This window comes from Mycobacterium sp., from assembly GCF_008709575.1.
Classification (GTDB): Bacteria; Actinomycetota; Actinomycetes; order Mycobacteriales; family Mycobacteriaceae; genus Mycobacterium.
The window spans coordinates 1-19,214 of record NZ_VYIK01000067.1 but is presented as its reverse complement, the minus strand read 5'-3'; the positions used below and the strand labels follow the sequence as shown (position 1 = coordinate 19,214).

At 68.1% G+C, this 19,214-nt stretch carries 20 protein-coding genes; 15 read left to right on the top strand and 5 right to left on the bottom strand.

What is annotated here, in order from left to right:
* Positions 1-305 precede the first annotated feature (305 nt).
* The gene (locus F6Q13_RS14435) at positions 306-1,049 is read right to left on the bottom strand and encodes a cutinase family protein (protein WP_293057737.1); all 744 of its coding nucleotides are present in this window, start codon (positions 1,047-1,049) and stop codon (positions 306-308) included.
* A 786-nt stretch (positions 1,050-1,835) separates the two neighbouring features.
* On the opposite strand from F6Q13_RS14435, the gene pyrH reads away from it, so the two are divergent.
* The 6 genes from pyrH (at position 1,836) to F6Q13_RS14405 (ending at position 6,726) form a co-directional block, all read left to right on the top strand.
* Entirely contained in the window at positions 1,836-2,627 is a 792-nt protein-coding gene (gene pyrH, locus F6Q13_RS14430; protein ID WP_293057734.1) for a UMP kinase, read from the top strand.
* A gap of 12 nt (positions 2,628-2,639) precedes the next feature.
* A complete protein-coding gene (gene frr, locus F6Q13_RS14425; protein ID WP_293057731.1) occupies positions 2,640-3,197 on the top strand; it encodes a ribosome recycling factor in 558 nt (185 codons plus the stop codon).
* 68 nt (positions 3,198-3,265) lie between these two features.
* The gene (locus F6Q13_RS14420) at positions 3,266-4,138 is read left to right on the top strand and encodes a phosphatidate cytidylyltransferase (protein ID WP_293057747.1); all 873 of its coding nucleotides are present in this window, start codon (positions 3,266-3,268) and stop codon (positions 4,136-4,138) included.
* Positions 4,139-4,177: 39 nt separating this feature from the next.
* Positions 4,178-5,269 (top strand): 23S rRNA (adenine(2503)-C(2))-methyltransferase RlmN, encoded by a 1,092-nt coding sequence (gene rlmN, locus F6Q13_RS14415; protein WP_293057728.1) that lies wholly within the window; start codon positions 4,178-4,180, stop codon positions 5,267-5,269.
* Positions 5,270-5,352: 83 nt separating this feature from the next.
* Positions 5,353-5,859: a protein disulfide oxidoreductase gene (locus tag F6Q13_RS14410; protein WP_293057726.1), complete on the top strand. Its 507-nt coding sequence runs from the start codon at positions 5,353-5,355 to the stop codon at positions 5,857-5,859.
* Between the two features lie 3 nt (positions 5,860-5,862).
* Positions 5,863-6,726 carry a cytochrome c biogenesis CcdA family protein gene (locus F6Q13_RS14405; protein WP_293057724.1) on the top strand — a complete coding sequence of 288 codons (864 nt, stop codon included), beginning with the start codon at positions 5,863-5,865 and terminating at the stop codon, positions 6,724-6,726.
* Between the two features lie 153 nt (positions 6,727-6,879).
* On the opposite strand, the gene F6Q13_RS14400 is transcribed toward F6Q13_RS14405, so the two are convergent.
* Positions 6,880-7,134 carry a DUF2631 domain-containing protein gene (locus F6Q13_RS14400; protein WP_293057721.1) on the bottom strand — a complete coding sequence of 85 codons (255 nt, stop codon included), beginning with the start codon at positions 7,132-7,134 and terminating at the stop codon, positions 6,880-6,882.
* Between the two features lie 112 nt (positions 7,135-7,246).
* Here F6Q13_RS14400 and dxr point away from each other — a divergent pair, with 112 nt between their 5' ends.
* From dxr to F6Q13_RS14375, 5 genes are all read left to right on the top strand, one after another.
* Positions 7,247-8,434: a 1-deoxy-D-xylulose-5-phosphate reductoisomerase gene (gene dxr, locus F6Q13_RS14395; RefSeq protein WP_293057718.1), complete on the top strand. Its 1,188-nt coding sequence runs from the start codon at positions 7,247-7,249 to the stop codon at positions 8,432-8,434.
* On the top strand, positions 8,431-9,636 hold the full coding sequence (locus tag F6Q13_RS14390) for an RIP metalloprotease (RefSeq protein WP_293057715.1): 1,206 nt from the start codon (positions 8,431-8,433) through the stop codon (positions 9,634-9,636). The genes dxr and F6Q13_RS14390 overlap by 4 nt, the downstream gene beginning before the upstream one ends.
* A gap of 9 nt (positions 9,637-9,645) precedes the next feature.
* Positions 9,646-10,836 carry a flavodoxin-dependent (E)-4-hydroxy-3-methylbut-2-enyl-diphosphate synthase gene (ispG, locus tag F6Q13_RS14385; protein WP_293057712.1) on the top strand — a complete coding sequence of 397 codons (1,191 nt, stop codon included), beginning with the start codon at positions 9,646-9,648 and terminating at the stop codon, positions 10,834-10,836.
* 41 nt (positions 10,837-10,877) lie between these two features.
* Positions 10,878-11,732, top strand: a complete 855-nt coding sequence (locus tag F6Q13_RS14380) for a GNAT family N-acetyltransferase (protein WP_293057710.1) — start codon at positions 10,878-10,880, stop codon at positions 11,730-11,732.
* A gap of 108 nt (positions 11,733-11,840) precedes the next feature.
* Positions 11,841-13,649: a penicillin-binding transpeptidase domain-containing protein gene (locus tag F6Q13_RS14375; protein ID WP_293057707.1), complete on the top strand. Its 1,809-nt coding sequence runs from the start codon at positions 11,841-11,843 to the stop codon at positions 13,647-13,649.
* A gap of 2 nt (positions 13,650-13,651) precedes the next feature.
* Here F6Q13_RS14375 and F6Q13_RS14370 read toward each other — a convergent pair whose 3' ends face one another.
* The 3 genes from F6Q13_RS14370 to F6Q13_RS14360 form a co-directional block, all read right to left on the bottom strand.
* Positions 13,652-14,356, bottom strand: coding sequence for a hypothetical protein (locus F6Q13_RS14370; protein WP_293057705.1), 705 nt, complete (start codon positions 14,354-14,356; stop codon positions 13,652-13,654).
* A gap of 111 nt (positions 14,357-14,467) precedes the next feature.
* The gene (locus tag F6Q13_RS14365) at positions 14,468-14,860 is read right to left on the bottom strand and encodes a type II toxin-antitoxin system VapC family toxin (protein ID WP_293057703.1); all 393 of its coding nucleotides are present in this window, start codon (positions 14,858-14,860) and stop codon (positions 14,468-14,470) included.
* The gene (locus F6Q13_RS14360) at positions 14,857-15,105 is read right to left on the bottom strand and encodes an antitoxin (RefSeq protein WP_293057745.1); all 249 of its coding nucleotides are present in this window, start codon (positions 15,103-15,105) and stop codon (positions 14,857-14,859) included. The genes F6Q13_RS14365 and F6Q13_RS14360 overlap by 4 nt, the downstream gene beginning before the upstream one ends.
* Positions 15,106-15,200: 95 nt before the next feature.
* Here F6Q13_RS14360 and map point away from each other — a divergent pair, with 95 nt between their 5' ends.
* The 4 genes from map to F6Q13_RS14340 all read left to right on the top strand — a co-directional run bounded on the left by map (position 15,201) and on the right by F6Q13_RS14340 (position 19,076).
* Positions 15,201-16,058 carry a type I methionyl aminopeptidase gene (gene map, locus F6Q13_RS14355; protein ID WP_293057701.1) on the top strand — a complete coding sequence of 286 codons (858 nt, stop codon included), beginning with the start codon at positions 15,201-15,203 and terminating at the stop codon, positions 16,056-16,058.
* A gap of 97 nt (positions 16,059-16,155) precedes the next feature.
* Positions 16,156-17,703 (top strand): cobyric acid synthase, encoded by a 1,548-nt coding sequence (locus tag F6Q13_RS14350; RefSeq protein WP_293057698.1) that lies wholly within the window; start codon positions 16,156-16,158, stop codon positions 17,701-17,703.
* Between the two features lie 24 nt (positions 17,704-17,727).
* Positions 17,728-18,279 carry an alpha/beta hydrolase gene (locus F6Q13_RS14345; protein WP_293057743.1) on the top strand — a complete coding sequence of 184 codons (552 nt, stop codon included), beginning with the start codon at positions 17,728-17,730 and terminating at the stop codon, positions 18,277-18,279.
* 65 nt (positions 18,280-18,344) lie between these two features.
* Positions 18,345-19,076 carry a gamma-glutamyl-gamma-aminobutyrate hydrolase family protein gene (locus F6Q13_RS14340; RefSeq protein ID WP_293057740.1) on the top strand — a complete coding sequence of 244 codons (732 nt, stop codon included), beginning with the start codon at positions 18,345-18,347 and terminating at the stop codon, positions 19,074-19,076.
* Positions 19,077-19,214 lie beyond the last annotated feature (138 nt).

Sequence of the window (19,214 nt, the reverse complement as noted above, 5' to 3'; positions counted from 1 at the left end):
AAAAATGCCCATCCACGGCCCACCCCAAACACGAAACTTTCCCACACCCAACAGCCGACCTTCGCCAAAGATCTAGTTACCATGTCCTACACCGGATTGGTAGTAGGCGCGCGGATTTGGCGTTCACTCCGGCGGTGTTGCCGCGATGCAGCGTCGTTGGCCGACGGCGATTCGGAAGTCCGCGACCAATTTCCAGACCAATTTCCATAGTCAATTGATAGCCAACTGATCAGCTGAATCGACCGGCCGCCATGGGCACGTTCGCGCGGTTCGCCACGTGCTGGGTTATACGGCGATGCGGCGGCTTAGCTGCCGAAGCCGCCGCCGGGGGAGGTCGTGGTCGCGGACGGTCGTGGGTTCTCGCCCAGGTGGTTGGCGGCGAAGTTGGCGCCCTGGTCGATGATGGCGGCGTCGCCGGCGTAGCTGTTGTGCGCGGCGAAGTCGAGCCCCTCGGAGCACACCGGGTCGTCGGGGACGCAGATCTTGATGGTTTTGGCCTGATAGAGCGGGCCGATGCTGACCTGGGGCTGGCCCAAGAAGTTCATGGCCCGAGCGTTGGGCATGCCGTAGAGCACCACCGCGGCGACGTGGTTGGCCACATCGGGGGGCATCGGTTTGGGCACGCTGGCGGGGTCGACGCCGTCGGGGACCGCAGCGGAGGTGACGAACCCCATCACGGCCGCGCCCTGCGAGTAGCCGCCGAGCACCATCTTGGTGTTGGGGCAGTTGCGGGCGGTGGCGACCACCTGGTTGCCTGCGTTGTCGATGCCGTCCACGGCGGTGGACCACTGGTCGCTGGCCGGGTAGTTGACCGGGTAGACCTCCAGGGAGCGTCCGCCGATCCGGGAGCGCAGGGCGTCGACGAAGGCCTGTCCGGTCGGACCGACTCCGGGTTCCTCACCGGTTCCCCTGGCGAACACCACCTCCACATCGGGGCAGCCTTGCGCCGAGGCCGCCGGGGGAGCCATTTCGGCAAGCACCGCAGCGCAACACAGCCCCGCGGTCACCGCCACCGACACACCCAAGCGAATACCTACACGTGCGATCATGGCTAAAAAATGCCCATCCACGGCCCACCCCAAACACGAAACTTTCCCACACCCAACAGCAGGGACCAGAGCCACCCCGACATCGGCCCGCAGCGTATGAAAGGACTGTGCTCTAGGCGAACTCACCCTACTATGCCGGAGACTCCACCGCAGCCTGAGGTCGCCGACTCGCACGGCCCCCGGACTCATCGCGGTCGACGAACCACAACCCGCGCCACATCCCCGACGTCGAGTGGCTCTGTCCCGCAGCACTCGGAGTCGGCCGGGCAGACCAAGCCGCTGTGCGGCCTCGCCGCGTCCGGGCGGCACGCCGCTGAGGGATCAGATGCCCGCATCGGCTGATGAACGGCTGCTTCATCATTGGTTGCGATTATTGGTTGCGCTTATGGCCGAGCCGGCGCTCGTGCGACTACTCGAGCTGGCCGGAGGCTGACACACCCGGCGCGGCTTCGGCCTCGTTGCGTGGCCCTCACGCTGCTGCTGGTCCAGTGGGCCATTGTTTGTGCGCCTCCGGCTCGAGCGGATTGGCAGGAGCGGTTAACCTCGGCTGCGAAGTTGGTCGAAAAATTCAGTAGGACAACGGTTTCCAATGCAGATGGAGTAACCAGCCCATGGTGCGCCGGGCGCCGGGCCGGGGCGCAGCCCGACGCTTTCCCGCATGAGGGGCATATTCAGCAGAAACGCCGAATATTAGGCTTGTTCCTGGGGCATGCTGGGTGATGCTCATGGCAGGACGAACGATGCCGGCTCGGAGCGCCGAGACGGCGCTCTTAAGCGAGGAGTCTGATGACAGAACCGAAGCCGATGAGCACCGCGAGCGCAGAAGGGCTTGCACCGGGCAACGGGTATTCCACCAGCGAGTCGGGTAGTGGCCCCAAATACCGGCGGGTGCTGCTCAAGCTCGGCGGCGAAATGTTCGGCGGCGGACAGGTGGGTCTGGATCCCGACGTGGTGGCGCAGGTCGCCCGCCAGGTCGCCGAAGTGGTCCGCAGTGGTGTGCAGGTCGCCGTGGTGATCGGGGGCGGTAACTTTTTCCGCGGCGCTCAGCTACAGCAGCGCGGCATGGAGCGCAGTCGCTCGGATTACATGGGCATGCTCGGCACTGTCATGAATAGCCTTGCGCTGCAGGATTTTTTGGAAAGAGAAGGTGTCGCTACCCGGGTGCAGACCGCGATCACGATGGGGCAGGTAGCCGAACCCTACATTCCGTTGCGTGCCCGTCGGCATCTGGAGAAGGGCCGGGTGGTGATCTTCGGTGCCGGCATGGGACTGCCGTATTTCTCCACCGACACCACGGCCGCACAACGGGCCTTGGAGATCGGGGCCGACGTGGTGTTGATGGCCAAGGCGGTCGACGGCGTGTTCGCCGAAGATCCGCGGGTCAATCCCGATGCTGAACTGCTCAGCGTGATCACTCACCGCGAAGTCATCGACCGCGGGTTGCGGGTGGCCGACGCTACCGCGTTCAGTCTGTGCATGGACAATGGGATGCCGATACTGGTGTTCAACCTCCTGACCGATGGCAATATCGCCCGTGCGATCGCGGGTGAGAAGATCGGGACGCTGGTCACCAGCTGAGGGAGGCCGTACATGATCGACGAGACCCTCTTCGACGCCGAAGAGAAGATGGAAAAGGCCGTGGCGGTGGCCCGTGAAGACCTGGCAACCATTCGGACCGGCCGCGCCAACCCCGGCATGTTCTCCCGGATTGTCATCGACTACTACGGCGCGGCCACCCCGATCACCCAGCTGGCCAGCATCACTGTGCCTGAGGCGCGGCTGGTTGTCATCAAGCCGTACGAAGCCGCGCAGCTGGGTCCCATCGAGACCGCCATCCGCAATTCCGATCTGGGCGTCAACCCCACCAACGACGGCACCTTGATCCGAGTGGCCGTGCCCCAGCTGACCGAGGAGCGTCGCCGCGAACTGGTCAAGCAGGCCAAAGCCAAGGGCGAGGACGCCCGGGTCTCGGTGCGCAACATCCGCCGCAAGGCGATGGAAGAGCTGCATCGCATCCGCAAGGACGGGGAGGCCGGCGAAGACGAGGTCGGCCGGGCCGAGAAGGAACTCGACAAGACCACGCACCAGTACGTCGCGCAAATCGATGAGCTGGTCAAACACAAAGAAGACGAGTTGCTCGAGGTCTAGCGACCGCACGGCAGACGACACCCGTGGCAGACACCGACACCGGCGCAGGCGTCCCCGCCCAGGGGCCGGTGCAGGGTTCGCTGCCGAATGCGGGGCCCCTGGCCTCGCGTGCCGGGCGCAATCTGCCGGTGGCGATCCTGGTCGGCGCACTGTTGGGCGGCGGTGTCATCGCGAGCCTGAAGTACGCACCGCATGCGTTCGTCGCCATCGTCGCCGTCGGGGTCCTGCTGGGCACGCTCGAGGTCGGACGGCGGTTGCGGGCCGCCGGATACGTGATCCCGATGATCCCGCTGGTGATCGGCGGCCAGGCCACCGTGTGGTTGACATGGCCGTACGGCACCCGCGGCGCACTGGCCGGCTTCGGCGGCACCGTCGTGGCGTGCATGATTTGGCGGCTGCTGAGCCGCCACGGTCGGCGGGCGGCTCACGGCACCGACGCCGCTCCGGCCAACTATTTGCGCGACGTGTCGGCCACGGTGTTCCTGGCCGCCTGGGTCCCGCTGTTCGCCTCGTTTGCCGCATTGCTGATCTACGACCATGACGGCCCCGGACGGGCGTTTTGCTTCGCGATCGGCGTGGCCAGCTCGGACATCGGCGGATACGCGGCAGGGGTGCTCTTCGGTAGACATCCGATGGTGCCGGCGATCAGCCCGAAGAAAACCTGGGAAGGTCTGCTCGGCTCGCTGGTGTTCGGGGTGACCGCGACCACGCTCAGCGTCGGATATCTCACCGGTAAGCCGCTGTGGATCGGCGTGTTGCTGGGTCTGACCGTCGTGTGCGCGGCGACACTGGGCGACCTGGTGGAATCCCAGGTCAAACGTGACCTCGGGATCAAGGACATGGGCAGCCTGCTGCCCGGGCACGGCGGGGTGCTGGACCGCTTCGACGGCTTTCTGCTGTCGGCGGTGGCGGCGTGGGTGGTCCTGACGCTGGTTCCCTGACCCTCGTGGACCATGGTGCGCCTGCCACACTGGACCCCGATGAGGCAGCAGCTGCGATTCGATGCGCCCCGGCGGGCGCGTCCGCCGCGGCATCTGGCCGATCTCGACGCGGCGGGTCGCGTGGCCGCGGTCGCCGAACTGGGCCTACCGTCGTTTCGGGCCGACCAGCTCGCGCACCACTACTACGGGCGGCTCGTCGCCGATCCTCGGCAGATGAGCGACCTGCCCGCGGCGATTCGCGACCGGGTCGCCGCGGCCCTGTTCCCGCAGTTGCTGACCGCTTCCCGCGACATAACCTGTGATGCGGGCCAGACCCGCAAGACCCTGTGGCGGGCTGTCGACGGCACCGGCCTCGAGTCGGTGTTGATGCGCTACCCGCGGCGCCACACCGTGTGCATTTCCTCGCAGGCCGGCTGTGGGATGGCGTGCCCGTTCTGCGCCACCGGGCAGGGCGGGCTGCGCCGCAACTTGTCGGCGGCAGAGATCCTCGAACAGGTCCGTGCTGCCGCCGCGACGGTCCGCGACCAGTGGGGCGACCGGCTGTCCAACGTGGTTTTCATGGGGATGGGTGAGCCGCTGGCCAACTACGCCGAGGTGGTCGCCGCGCTGCGCCGCATGACCGCAGCGCCACCGCACGGGTTCGGCCTCTCGGCCCGGTCCGTCACCGTGTCGACGGTCGGCCTGGCCCCGGCGATCCGCAAGCTCGCCGACGAACGGCTTGCCGTGACCCTGGCGCTGTCGCTGCACGCGCCCGACGACGAACTGCGAAACACGCTGGTGCCGGTCAACAAGCGGTGGAAGATCAGCGAGGTGATCGGGGCCGCCCGGCACTACGCCGAGCTGACCCGACGGCGGGTGTCGGTCGAATACGCGCTGATTCGCGACGTCAACGACCAGCCGTGGCGGGCCGACTTGCTGGGCACGCTGCTCCACCGCACGCTGGGGCCGCTGGCGCATGTGAACGTCATCCCCCTCAACCCGACACCGGGCAGCAACTGGCAGGCCAGCCCGCATCTCGTGCAGCGCGAATTCGTCCGGCGGGTACGGGCGCGGGGGGTGTCCTGCACGGTGCGCGACACCCGCGGCCGAGAGATCGCCGCCGCCTGCGGGCAGCTGGCCGCCGGGCTGTGAGCTGTGCGCGCTGCTTGCGCCGAATCGCCGACTGCGCCGCCACCCATGCCGTAGACTTCTCGGGGGGCGTTAGGGGGTTTGCGATGAGAATGTGCTTGTCTCGGGTGCGCATGGTCGCCGTCGGCGCCGTCGCGGTAGCGCTCGTGGTTGGCCTGGGCGCGCCACCCCGCGTCCACGCGGCCGACGACCGTCTGCAATTCACCGGCACCACGCTGACCGGAGCTCCCTTCAACGGCGCGAGTTTGCAGGGCAGGCCCGCCGTGCTGTGGTTCTGGACGCCGTGGTGTCCGTTCTGCAACGCCGAGGCTCCGGGGGTGAGCCAGGTGGCGGCCGCAACTCCGGCGGTCACCTTCGTCGGGATCGCGGCCCACTCGGACCTCGCGGCGATGCAGGACTTCGTCGCCAAGTACAACCTGAACTTCACCAATCTCAACGACGCCGACGGGTCGATCTGGGCGCGCTACAACGTGCCCTGGCAGCCGGCTTACGTGTTCTATCGGGCCGACGGCAGCTCCACCTTCGTGAACGACCCCACCTCGGCGATGTCCGAGCAGGAGCTGGCCGACCGGGTGGCCGCGCTGACGTCCTGACCGGTGAACCAGGGACTGGTCGGGCTGGCCTTCGCCGCCGGGTTGGTGGCGGCATTGAATCCCTGTGGTTTCGCCATGCTGCCCGGCTACCTGGTGCTGGTGGTGCGCCGGGAGGGGACCGGCACGGCGTCGGTGCCGGCTGCGGTCGGCCGTGCCGTGCTGGCCACTCTCGGGATGGTGCTGGGGTTCGTGACGGTCTTCGGTGCGTTCGCGGCGCTGAGCATATCGGCGGCCACGGCAGTGCAGCGCTACCTGCCCTACGTCACGGCAGTCGTCGGCCTCGCCCTGGTCGCCATCGGGGGGTGGCTGCTATCCGGCCGCCCGGTCACGCTGGTGGCGCCCGGCGCCGCGCGGTGGGCGCCGACCGTGCGGCTGGGGTCTATGTACGGCTACGGCGTGAGCTACGCGGTCGCCTCGCTGTCGTGCACCGTCGCCCCGTTTGTGGCCGTCACCGCGGCGGCCGTTCGCCGCGGCTCGCTGCTCGCGAGGGTGTCGGTCTATCTGGCGTACCTCGCCGGGCTCACTCTCGTCGTCGGTGTGTTGGCGGTCGCCGCCGCTTTCGCGAGTTCGGCGCTGGCGACCCGGCTGCGGCGCGTCCTGCCACTGGTCAACCGGGCCGGCGGTGCGCTGATGGTGCTGGTGGGGCTGTATGTGGGCTACTACGGCTATTACGAGGTGCGCCTGCTTCGTGCGCACGGGAATCCCGCCGACACGGTGATCGCGGCCGCGGGCCGACTGCAAGGAGCGCTGGCCGGCTGGGTGCACCGCCATGGCGCGGCGCCGTGGCTGCTGGCGCTGGTTGCGCTGATGGCCGGAGCGCTCGCCACGGCCGGATACCTGAGGGAACGTCGCGCGCCCAAGCGCTAGCGGCGTGGGTCAGTAAGAGTTCGTGCGGGTCTAGTCTAGTGGTGCGCGCAGACAATGATCGGTTTCACTGTGCGCTGAGGGTGACGGTCGTCGGCGTGCGGCGCCTGGAAACGGCGGGCTAACGACGAGGCCACATCTAAGGATCTAGGGCCGTTACCTGAGCCAGCCGCGGCGGCGGCCCCACCAGTCACGCACGGTCACGAAAAGCGTCAGCGCGGCGAAGCAGACCAAAAACCAGTCCTCGATATGGCCCACGTGATTGCCGCGCAGCAGGCACAGCAGAAAAATAGTGGCGAACAGCCCCACCAGGTGCCAGGTCCGGTAGTTGATCTTGCTCCAGCCCCACCGTGCGGACGGCACGTCAGCGACGTCGACCCCGGTGTGGCGCTCAACCTCGGTACCGACCACAGCGACTCCCTCAAATTGCGCTCTGAACTCGTGACGCCCCGATATTCTCACACAGCCGCGCCCGGTGAGAGGCTGCGGGCGGCACGGGCCCTGGCCGCGGCACAATAGACGGGTGACGAACCGTCGCCGCAAGATTTTGGTGCTCGGCAGCACGGGCTCTATCGGCACCCAGGCGCTGGAGGTCATCGCCGCCAACCCGGATCGCTTCGAGCTGGTCGGCCTGGCCGCCGGGGGCGCGAACCCGGACCTGCTGGCACGCCAGCGCGCCGAGACCGGGGTGACCAACATCGCCGTCGTCGACGAACGCGCTGCGCAGGCGATCGGTGACGTGAGCTATCGGGGCCCGGATGCCCTGAGCCGGTTGATCGAGAACACCGAGGCCGACGTCATCCTCAACGCGCTGGTCGGGGCGCTGGGTCTGCGCCCGACGTTGGCCGCGCTGGCGACCGGGGCCACGTTGGCCCTGGCCAACAAGGAGTCGCTGGTCGCCGGTGGTCCGCTGGTGTTGGCGGCCGCTGCACCCGGCCAGATCGTGCCCGTCGACTCCGAGCACTCCGCGCTGGCCCAATGCCTGCGTGGCGGTGCCCCCGACGAGGTCGCAAAACTGGTGCTCACCGCCTCCGGCGGACCATTCCGCGGCTGGTCGGCCGCCGACCTCGAGCATGTCACCCCGGCGCAGGCCGGCGTTCATCCCACCTGGTCGATGGGTCCGATGAACACCCTGAACTCGGCGTCACTGGTGAACAAGGGCCTCGAATTGATCGAGACCCACCTGCTGTTCGGCATCGACTACGAGCGCATCGAGGTGGTCGTCCACCCGCAGTCGATCGTGCATTCGATGGTCACCTTCACCGACGGATCGACGATCGCGCAGGCCAGCCCACCGGACATGAAACTGCCGATCTCGTTGGCGCTGGCCTGGCCGGATCGGGTGCCCGGCGCGGCCGCCGCCTGCGATTTTCGCAGCGCGGCGAGTTGGCATTTCGAGCCGCTGGACACCGACGTCTTCCCCGCCGTAGAGCTGGCCCGGCACGCCGGCCTGGCCGGCGGCTGCATGACCGCGGTCTACAACGCCGCCAACGAGGAGGCCGCCGCGGCCTTTCTTGCCGGCCGGATCGGATTCCCCGCGATCGTGCACACCATCGCCGACGTGTTGCACGCCGCCGACCGCTGGGCCCCGCGCTGGGGTGCGGCACCCGCTACCGTGGAAGACGTAGTCGACGCGCAGCAGTGGGCCCGCGAACGGGCCCAGCGTGTCGTCGGCGAACGCGGTCGCAGAAAGGTGGCAGCAACCCGATGATGTTCGTTGTCGGCATCGTGGCATTTGCGTTTGCCATCCTGGTGTCGGTGGCGCTGCACGAGTGCGGCCACATGTGGGCGGCGCGGGCCACCGGCATGAAGGTGCGGCGCTACTTCGTCGGCTTCGGTCCCACGCTGTGGTCGACCCGGCGCGGTGGAACCGAGTACGGCCTCAAGGCAATTCCGGCGGGCGGCTTCTGCGATATCGCCGGAATGACCGCGGTCGAGGAGCTGGCGCCCGACGAGCGGGACCGCGCCATGTACAAGCAGCCGACCTGGAAGCGCAGCGCCGTGCTGCTCGCCGGACCCGGGATGAACTTCGTCATCGGATTGGTGCTGATCTATGCCATCGCGGTGATCTGGGGGTTGCCGAACCTGCATCCGACGACGGCCGCGGTGATCGGCGAGACCACCTGTGTCGCGCCGGAAATCACCAAGGGGCAGTTCGGGCCGTGCACCGGGCCGGGCCCGGCGGCGACCGCCGGGCTGCGTAGCGGCGACGTCGTCGTCAGGGTCGGCGACAAAGACGTGCACACCTTCGAGGACATGGCCGCCGCGATACGGCAACAACACGGCACGGTTCCGATCGTCGTGCAGCGCGACGGTCATCGGATGACCTTCGAGGTGACCGTCACCCCGGCGCGGCGCTGGCTGCACGAGCATGACACCGAGCCGTCGACCGTCGGGATGATCGGCGTCGCCCCGCCGCTGCCCGGACTGACCCACTACAACATGCTCACCGCGATTCCGGGCGCCGTGGTCTTCACCGGCGACTTGAGCGTCGAGCTCGCCAAGGCGCTGGTGGCGATCCCGTCCAAGGTCGGCGCACTGGTGCATGCGATCGAGGGCGGCCAGCGCAGCCCGGATACCCCGATCAGCGTGGTCGGCGCGTCCATCATCGGCGGCGACACCGTCGATCACGGCCTGTGGCAGGCGTTCTGGTTCTTCCTGGCCCAGCTCAACCTCATTCTGGCTGCGATCAACCTGGTGCCGCTGTTGCCGTTCGACGGCGGCCACATCGCGATCGCGGTCTACGAAAAAATCCGCAATAGCATCCGCTCGTCGCGCGGCATGGTCGTCGCCGCGCCGGTGAACTATCTCCGACTCATGCCGGCCACCTACGTAGTCTTGGTGCTGGTCGTCGGCTACATGCTGTTGACGGTCACCGCCGATCTGGTCAATCCGATCAGGCTGTTCCAGTAGGAGAGACCCATGGCCACCGGCCAAGACATCAGCCTGGGCATGCCGGCATCCCCACCACCGACGTTGGCCCCGCGCCGGCCGACACGCCAGCTGATGGTCGGCGACGTCGGGGTGGGCAGTGATCACCGGATCTCGGTGCAGTCGATGTGCACGACCAAGACCCACGACGTCACTGCGACGTTGCAGCAGATCGCGGAGTTGACCGCTGCGGGCTGCGACATCGTGCGGGTAGCGTGTCCGCGCCAGGAGGACGCCGATGCACTGGCCGAGATCGCCCGGCACAGCCAGATTCCGGTGATTGCCGACATTCACTTCCAGCCCAAATACATCTTCGCCGCGATCGATGCGGGATGTGCGGCGGTGCGGGTCAATCCGGGCAACATCAAAGAATTCGACGGTCGGGTCGCCGAGGTGGCCAAGGCCGCCGCGGCGGCCGGCATCCCGATCCGGATCGGCGTCAACGCCGGCTCGCTGGACCGGCGGATCCTGGCCAAGTACGGCAAGGCCACTGCCGAGGCGCTGGTCGAGTCGGCGCTGTGGGAGGCCTCGCTGTTCGAAGAACACGGCTTCGGCGACATCAAGATCAGCGTCAAACACTCCGATCCGGTCGTGATGGTGCGGGCTTATCAGCTGCTGGCTGCCCAATGCGACTACCCGCTGCACCTGGGAGTCACCGAGGCCGGGCCGGCCTTCCAGGGCACGATCAAATCCGCAGTCGCATTCGGTGCCCTGCTGTCGCAGGGCATCGGGGACACGATCCGGGTGTCGCTGTCGGCGCCGCCGGTCGAGGAGGTCAAGGTCGGCATCGCGATCCTGGAGTCGCTGAACCTGCGGCCCCGGTCGCTGGAGATCGTGTCGTGTCCGTCGTGCGGGCGGGCGCAGGTCGACGTCTACACGCTGGCCAACGCGGTCAGCGCGGGCCTGGACGGGCTGCAGGTGCCGTTGCGGGTCGCGGTGATGGGTTGTGTGGTCAACGGGCCGGGGGAGGCGCGCGAGGCGGACCTGGGTGTCGCGTCGGGCAACGGCAAGGGACAGATCTTCGTGCGCGGCGAAGTCATTAAGACGGTGCCCGAGTCGCAGATCGTCGAGACCCTGATCGAAGAGGCGATGCGGCTCGCCGGGGAAATGAGCAGCGGGATGGAAATCGGACCCGGCCCGGACGCGACAGCCAGCGGTTCGCCGATTGTGACCGTAAGCTGATAGAGGTCCGTTCGGGCCGCCTGCTCGCAGAAAGAATCGCTATGTCGGCTCCGTCCATCCACCGTGTGGTTGACGAGCGACCGGTGTCCGTGGTGCGCGATGCCGCCGCGGTGCAGCGCGTCTTCGACCGCGACCCGGTCGCGTCCTGCATGGTCGCTGCTCGGGTCGCCGAGCACGGGGTCGAGCCCACCGCCATCGGCGGCGAACTGTGGACCCGAGGCAGCGTCGACGAATCCCTGTGCTACGCCGGCCTCAACCTGATTCCGTTGCGCGGCACGACGACCGACTTGGCCGCATTCGCCGACAAGGCGATGAGCACACCGCGGCGTTGTTCGTCGCTGGTGGGCCGCGCCGAACTGGTGTTGCCGATGTGGCAGCGGCTGGAACCGAACTGGGGTCCGGCCCGTGACGTTCGGGACCGTCAGCCGCTGTTGGCGTTGAGCGCGATGCCGCGCTGCGCGATCGATCCCGGCGTGCGCCAGGTGCGGCCGAGCGAGATCGACGCCTACCTGGTCGCGGCCGTCGACATGTTCATCGGCGAGGTGGGGGTGGACCCGCGGGCCGGCGACGGTGGCCGCGGCTACCGTCGCCGGCTGGCCAACTTGATCAGCGCGGGTCGGGCGTGGGCGCGCTTCGAGCACGGCCAGGTCGTCTTCAAGGCGGAAGTGGGGTCGCAGTCTCCGGCGGTCGGCCAGATTCAAGGTGTCTGGGTTCATCCCGAACGGCGCGGCCAGGGGCTGGGCACCTCCGGTACCGCGACCCTGGCGGCGGTCATCGTCGGCACCGGGCGCATCGCGAGCCTGTATGTCAACGACTTCAATACGGTGGCCCGGGCCGCCTACGCGCGGGTCGGCTTCGCCGAAGTCGGCACCTTCGCCACCGTGCTGCTCGACTGAACCGCTATCCGCTCGACGGTCACGCCGGCGTGACGCCGGCAACCGTCACAACTTGGTTACGGTGCGCCTCCGGCCCGGCAACCGCCCCCTCTCCTAACATCAGCACCAATGGCCACAAAAATCACATTTGCCTCACAGATTACGGTGTTGGTGCTTCTCGCGGGCACCGTCCTACCGGCCTGCACTCCGCGCCCGAACGGCCCGGGCCCGGCGGCGCAGCGGTTCTTCGCCGCATTGGCCGCCGGCGACACCGCAGCTGCTGCGGCGTTGACCGACGACCCCGACGACGCGCGGGAAGCGCTCAACGCGGCGTGGGCCGGCCTGCAGGCCACCCGGCTGGACGCCCAGGTTCTCGGTTCGAAGTACACCGGGGACACCGGCTCGGTGGGCTACCGCTACACCTGGCACCTGCCGAAGGACCGGACCTGGTCCTACGAGGGTCAGCTCAAGATGGCCCGCGACGAGGGGAGCTGGCAGGTCCGCTGGACGACGACCGGGCTACACCCGCGTCTAGGCGAGCGTCAGACGTTCGCGCTGCGGGCCGACCCGCCGCGACGTGCGGCGGTGAACGAAGTCGGCGGGACCGACGTGCTGGCGCCCGGTTACCTCTACCACTACCGCCTGGACGCCCGACGCGCCGGGGAGCAGCTGGTCACGACCGCCCGCGCGGTCGTCGACGCGCTGCGCCCCTTCGACGACACCCTCGACCCGCAACGACTGGCCGAACAAGCCAGCTCCGCCGCTGCCCCGCTGGATCTGATCACGCTGCGCGCCGACGACAACAACCAGATCGCGCCGACGATCGGCGGGCTGCCCGGGGTCGTCATCACCCCGCAGGCCGAGCTGCTGCCGACCGACGACCGATTCGCGCCCACGCTGCTCAGCGAGGTCAAAAAGGCCGTGGCCGACGACCTCGAAGGCCAGGCCGGCTGGCGGGTGGTCAGCGTCAACCAGAACGGCGTCGACGTCGCCGTGCTGCACGAGGTGGAGCCGTCACCGGCGCCGTCGATCTCGATCAGCCTGGATCGCGCCGTGCAGGACGCCGCCCAGCGTGCCGTGGACAGCCAACCCGGCAAAGCGATGATCGTGGCGATCAGGCCGTCGACCGGCGAGATTCTGGCGGTCGCCCAGAACAGCGCCGCCGACGCCGACGGCCCGGTCGCCACCACCGGGCTGTACCCGCCGGGATCGACCTTCAAGATGATCACCGCCGGCGCGGCGATCGAGCGGGACATGGCCACCCCCAACACGCTGCTGAACTGCCCCAGCGAAATCGCCATCGGGCAGCGCACCATTCCCAACTACGGCGGGTTCGACCTGGGTGTGGTGCCGATGGCGCGGGCGTTCGCCAGCTCCTGCAACACCACGTTCGCCGAACTGGCCAGCCGAATGCCGCCACGCGGTTTGACCCAGGCCGCTACGCGCTACGGCCTGGGTCTGGACTACCAGGTGGACGGCCTCACCACGGTCACCGGCTCGGTGCCGCCGACGGTCGATCAAACCGAACGCACCGAAGACGGCTTCGGCCAGGGCAAGGTGCTGGCCAGCCCGTTCGGCATCGCCCTGGTGGCGGCCACCGTGGCCGCGGGCAAAACCCCGGTACCCACACTCATCGAGGGCCGGCCGACGACCGTCACCGGGGACGCCGAGCCGATCAGCGCGAAGGTGATCGACGGGCTGCGACCGATGATGCGGCTGACGGTGACCAACGGCACCGCCAAGGACATCGCCGACTGCGGTGAGGTGTTCGGCAAGACCGGGGAGGCCGAATTTCCCGGTGGATCGCATTCCTGGTTCGCCGGATATCGCGGCGATCTGGCGTTCGCGGCGCTGATCGTCGGCGGCGGCAGCTCCGAGCACGCGGTCCGGATGACCAAGCGGATGTTGCAGAACCTGCCGGGCGACTACCTGGCCTGAGGCTAGAGGCCCACACTTGCCAGATCGGCGAGAATTGCGGAGATGTCGACAGCGCTGTGCAGATCGTAGGCCATCGCCAAGCCATTGAATAACATTTGAACGTTGTCGGCCGTTGTGCCAGCCGGACTTCCTAAACTGTAGCCTAAATTCAGGGCCCAGGTGTCGAGATCGGTTTCGGCAACGTACAGGGCATTGAGTTCATAGACGAGCAGCGGATCGGTTTCCATCTGGGCACTGATCGCCGGAAAACTCTCGACCGAATTATTGATTTGCTGTTGAAAATCCAGCATATCGACGATAACGGGAAGTTCCTTGCCGTCGATGGCCGCAATGGCGCTGGAATCCTCGATTTTAGGCTCAAGCCCGGCAAGCTGACCGGTGATCGTCGTGCCTTCGGCCGCGAGCATGCTCAATTCATCGGAGACGGTTGCACCCAGCGCAGGGTCTGCAAGCAGTGCCGATAATGGCGCGAACGGTATTTCCGGGAGATGTGAGAAAAACAGTGCGTCTGCGAATAATCCGTAGGAGTTTTCGTATGCCGCCATGGCGTCGTAGGCACTCCACAGGTCGGCGAGGGCAAGCGTCGGCCCATCCGCGTCGGCGTGAGCACCCGCCGAGAGTCCCATGAATGCCGCGCCGGCAACCCCGGCACACAGCCCGGACAGGCGGGCCCAGCCGCGTCGGCTCATCAAGGCGAGAACAGTCATCAGTTTGCGTTAAAAACTGCTGAGAAAAATCTTGTAGTGAGAGTACCGAGGTCGGGCCCCGGTCAAGTGTCGCCGTGGGCCTGCACCGGGGGTTGGCCGGGCGAGCAGGTCTCACCCGGCTTCAACGCGACTAAACGCGCTTGCCAGTGCCCGGTCGAACGTCTTGATCCGCGTCACACCGCGCCGCTGGCAGCACGCCAGGTGCAGCAGATCGCGGGCACCTAAACCGGCATGGCGATTATGCAGTGCCCGTGCGTGCACGACGTCGGCCAATTCGACAGGCCAGACCTCCGACAGCGATCCCACCAGCGTCAATGCCGAGTCCAGCGTGGCGACTCGCCCGACGGGCAGGTAGGCGTGCAGCAGTTCTTGGGTCACCTCTGCGGAGGTGACCAGGCGGTCCTTGTGCTGCAGGCAGTGCTCGAAAAAATCCCGCGCGGGCATTCGCAGCGGATGCTCACGACCGACGGCGTACATGAAGACGTTGGTGTCGACGAAGATCACGTGGTCGCAACACCGCTGCGGCGGGACTCCTCGATCACCTGCAGGTGTGCATTCCAGTCCGGTTCTCGGCCGTCTTCCTGCGGCAACGCCGCGAAGAACTCGCGCAGATCCGCGACGGTGTGAATCGGCTTCTGGCGCTGTGCCTGCAGTTGTTTGAGCCCGGCCTGGCGCAGCCAGTTGCTCAGCGACATCTGCTCGGCGGCAGCTTGCTGGCGGAAAGCCTCCCGCTCCTCATCGGACAAGATCACCTGAACTCGGCTACTCATACGTAACTATCATACACACAGGCGCCGGCGCTGCGCGGCGATACTCAGCGAAGACAAATCAGTAAGCTTGCGGCATGCCCGTCCGTACCGCGCTCTCGCCCGGCGTGCTGTCCCCGACCCGACCGGTACCCAAGTCGATCCCGCGCCCGGAATACGTCGGCAAGCCGACCGCGCGCGAGGGCAGCGAGCCGTGGGTGCAGACGCCCGAGGTGATCGAGAAGATGCGTGTCGCCGGACGGATCGCGGCCGGTGCGCTGGCCGAGGCGGGCAAGGCCGTCGCGCCCGGGGTGACCACCGACGAGCTGGACCGCATCGCCCACGAATACCTGGTCGATCACGGTGCCTATCCCTCGACACTGGGCTACAAGGGGTACCCGAAGTCGTGCTGCACGTCGCTGAACGAGGTTATCTGCCACGGTATTCCGGACTCGACGGTGATCGAGGACGGCGACATCGTCAACATCGACGTCACCGCCTACATCGGCGGCGTCCACGGCGACACCAACGCCACGTTTCTGGCCGGCGACGTCGCGCCAGAGCATCGGCTGCTGGTGGAGCGCACCCAGGAGGCCATGATGCGCGCGATCAAGGCCGTCAAACCGGGCCGCTCGTTGTCGGTGATCGGCCGCGTTATCGAATCCTACGCAAACCGTTTCGGATATCACGTGGTTCGCGACTTCACCGGCCACGGCATCGGCACCACGTTCCACAACGGACTGGTGGTGCTGCACTACGACCAGCCCTCGGTGACCACCACCATCGAGCCCGGGATGACGTTCACGATCGAGCCGATGATCAATCTCGGCACGCTGGATTACGAGATCTGGCCGGACGGCTGGACGGTGGTCACCAAAGACCGCAAGTGGACGGCCCAGTTCGAGCACACGCTGCTGGTCACCGACACCGGCGCCGAAATCCTGACGCTGCCGTGACACGACGTGGCCGACTGTGCGGTTCGATACGCCGGCCGCGGCGTGTCGGGGATGAAACCGCACACTCGCCGCGGGTCCCAGCACCCGCTGCGGCACGGTGAGCGGGGCGCTGCTGGTCGCCGGCACCAGTTCGGACGCCGGCAAGTCAACGGTGGTTGCCGGGCTGTGCCGCCTGCTTGCCCGCAACGGTGTTCGGGTCGCGCCGTTCAAGGCGCAGAACATGTCGAACAACTCCGCCGTCACCGTCGAGGGCGGCGAAATCGGCCGGGCGCAGGCGGTGCAGGCGCGCGCCGCCGGTCTGGAGCCCAGCGTGCGGTTCAACCCGATTCTGCTCAAACCGGGCAGCGACCGGACATCGCAGCTGGTGGTCCGCGGGCAGGTCGTCGACGCGGTCACCGCGACCGGCTACTGGACCCATCGTGACCGGCTTGTCGGCGTCGTCACCGAGGAATTGGCCGCTCTGCGCGCCGAGTTCGACGCGGTGATCTGCGAAGGCGCCGGTTCGCCGGCCGAAGTCAACCTGCGCGCCACCGACGTCGCCAATATGGGACTGGCCCGGGCCGCCCAGTTGCCGGTGATCCTCGTCGGCGACATCGACCGCGGGGGGCTCCTGGCTCACCTGTTCGGCACGGTGGCCGTGCTGCAACCCGACGACCAGGCGCTGATCGCCGGATACATCGTCAACAAGTTCCGCGGCGACCCGACGCTGCTGGCGCCCGGGCTGCGGCAACTAACCGAGCTCACCGGGCGTCCCAGCTATGGCGTGCTGCCCTACGCCGACGAGCTCTGGCTCGATGCCGAAGACTCCGTCTCGGTGCTGGCCCACCGGGTGCTGGGCACACCGCAACCGCCGCGCGGGCAGCAGTGGCTGCGGGTCGCCGCGGTGCGTCTGCCGTGGATCTCCAACTCCACCGACGTCGAGGCGCTGGCCTGTGAGCCGGGGGTGCTGGTGCGGTGGGCGACTGAACCCGCCGACCTGGCCGACACCGACGTGATCGTGCTGCCCGGCAGCAAGGCCACCGTCGCGGACCTGGCCTGGTTGCGCGACCGTGGGCTGGCACAGGCCGTCGTCGCGCACGCGGCCGCCGGAGGGGTGGTGCTGGGTATCTGCGGCGGCTTCCAGATGCTGTGCGCCGCGATCGACGATCCGGTCGAAACCCGATCCGGCCGCGTCGACGGACTCGGGCTGCTCGACGCCGACATCGTGTTCGCCCCGGCCAAGGTGCTGCGGCGGTGGCCGCCGCACGGCTACGAGATCCACCACGGGCGGGTAGCGCGCTGCACCGAGGCCAGCTGGTTCGACGCGGACGGGGCGGCGCAGGGGTATCGCCGCGGGCAGGTGTACGGCACGCATTGGCACGGGTTGTTCGACGACGACGACTTCCGGCGCGAGTGGGTGAGTCGGGTGGCGGCCGCGGCGGGCCGTGACGGCTTCGTCGTGGCCGAGGACGTCAACGTGGCCGCCCGCCGTGACGCCCAGCTGGATCTGATGGCCGACCTGCTGGCGAGCCACCTGGACATCGACGCGGTCACCGGCCTGCTGCACGACGGGCCGCCGCGGCGGCCCACCCTCGTCGTCGGCCGGCGGGGTTCATCGGCGGCGGCGTGCGCCGAAACCACCCCCTGCCGGGCCGAATCGCTGTAGGTTGCTGACGTGCTCGCAACCATGATGACCACCGTCGACGGATTCCCGGTCCAGGTGGCCGTTTCAGGTCCGGAGAGCGGCTCCGTGGTCCTGGTGTTGGGCGCAGCGCAGCGCGAGCTGCACGTCTACGGACCGGTGTGCGAGCGGTTGCACAGGGCGTCGTTGCGGACCGTCGTGGTCGGTCCCGACTCGCGGTTGCGGGCCAAGTCGGTCGTCGGCATCCTCGACGTGCTCGACATCGACTGGGCGGTGCTGGTCGGCGACCGTGTCGGGGGAGAGTTGGCCTGGGAGTTGGCGGCGACGCGATGGGAACGCTTCACCGGCCTGGTGGCAATCGACCGCGGCCACCCGCGGGTGGCCGATCTCACCGGGGTGATCCGCGACGAGCACTGCCCGCCAGTGGAGATCAACACCACCGTGCTGGTCAGCACCCCGGCTGCGCGAGCGGTGGCCCGGGCCAGTCAGCGCTACGTCTACGGTGATTACCGCGTGGTGGAACTGCTCAGCCGGCGCAATGTCCAGGAGTCGACGGCGCAGCTGGCCGCGGAGATCGTGCTGCGCACCAGCACCTGGTAGCGACCCGGGGGCGGCCCCGCGCCTACGGTGGTGACGTGGCTGTCGCTACCCCGCCGGTGATCGGCATGACCACCTACCTGGATCAGGCCCAGACCGGAATCTGGGACGTTCGCGCCAGTTTTCTGCCCGCCGCCTACATCGACGGGGTCACGCTGGCCGGCGGGCTGGCGGTGCTCCTCCCGCCGCAGCAGGTCGGCGCCGGCACCGCCGACCGGGTACTCGATGCGGTGGACGGCCTGGTGCTCACCGGCGGCAGGGACATCGACCCCGCGGTGTACGGCCAGCCGCCGCATCCGGCCACCGACGAGCCCGGGCCGCAGCGCGACAGCTGGGAGTTCGCCCTGCTGCGCGGCGCGCTTCGGCGGCAGCTGCCGGTGCTGGGGATCTGCCGCGGGGCCCAGGTCCTCAACGTCGCGTTCGGTGGGACATTGCATCAGCACCTGCCCGAGGTCATCGGGCACACCGGGCATCAACCGGGAAACGCCGTGTTCGCCAGTCTGGTGGTGCGCACGGTGCCCGGCACCCGGCTGGCCGGATTGCTGGGGGACTCCCCCGCGGTCCGCTGTTACCACCACCAGTCGATCGCCGAGGTGGGTTCGGGTCTGGTGGTCAGCGCCCGGGATGCCGACGGCGTGGTCGAGGCGCTCGAACTCCCGGGTGACGGCTTCGTGCTCGCGGTGCAGTGGCACCCCGAGGAAAGCCTCGACGACATACGGCTGTTCACGGCGCTGGTGGACGCCGCACGGTCCTACGCCAGCCGGCGGCCAAGCGACCGCGTCCGGCCGGCTCGCGGCTGACCAGGCCCAGGCTGGTTGGTGTCGACGCATTAGCCCAGGAGGGTTGTCAGGTCGGTGATCAGGGTGGGGTCGGGGAGGGTGTCGAGGGTGTCGGGGGCTATGGCTGGGGTGGGTGTGAGGTCGGGGATGTGGAGGTCT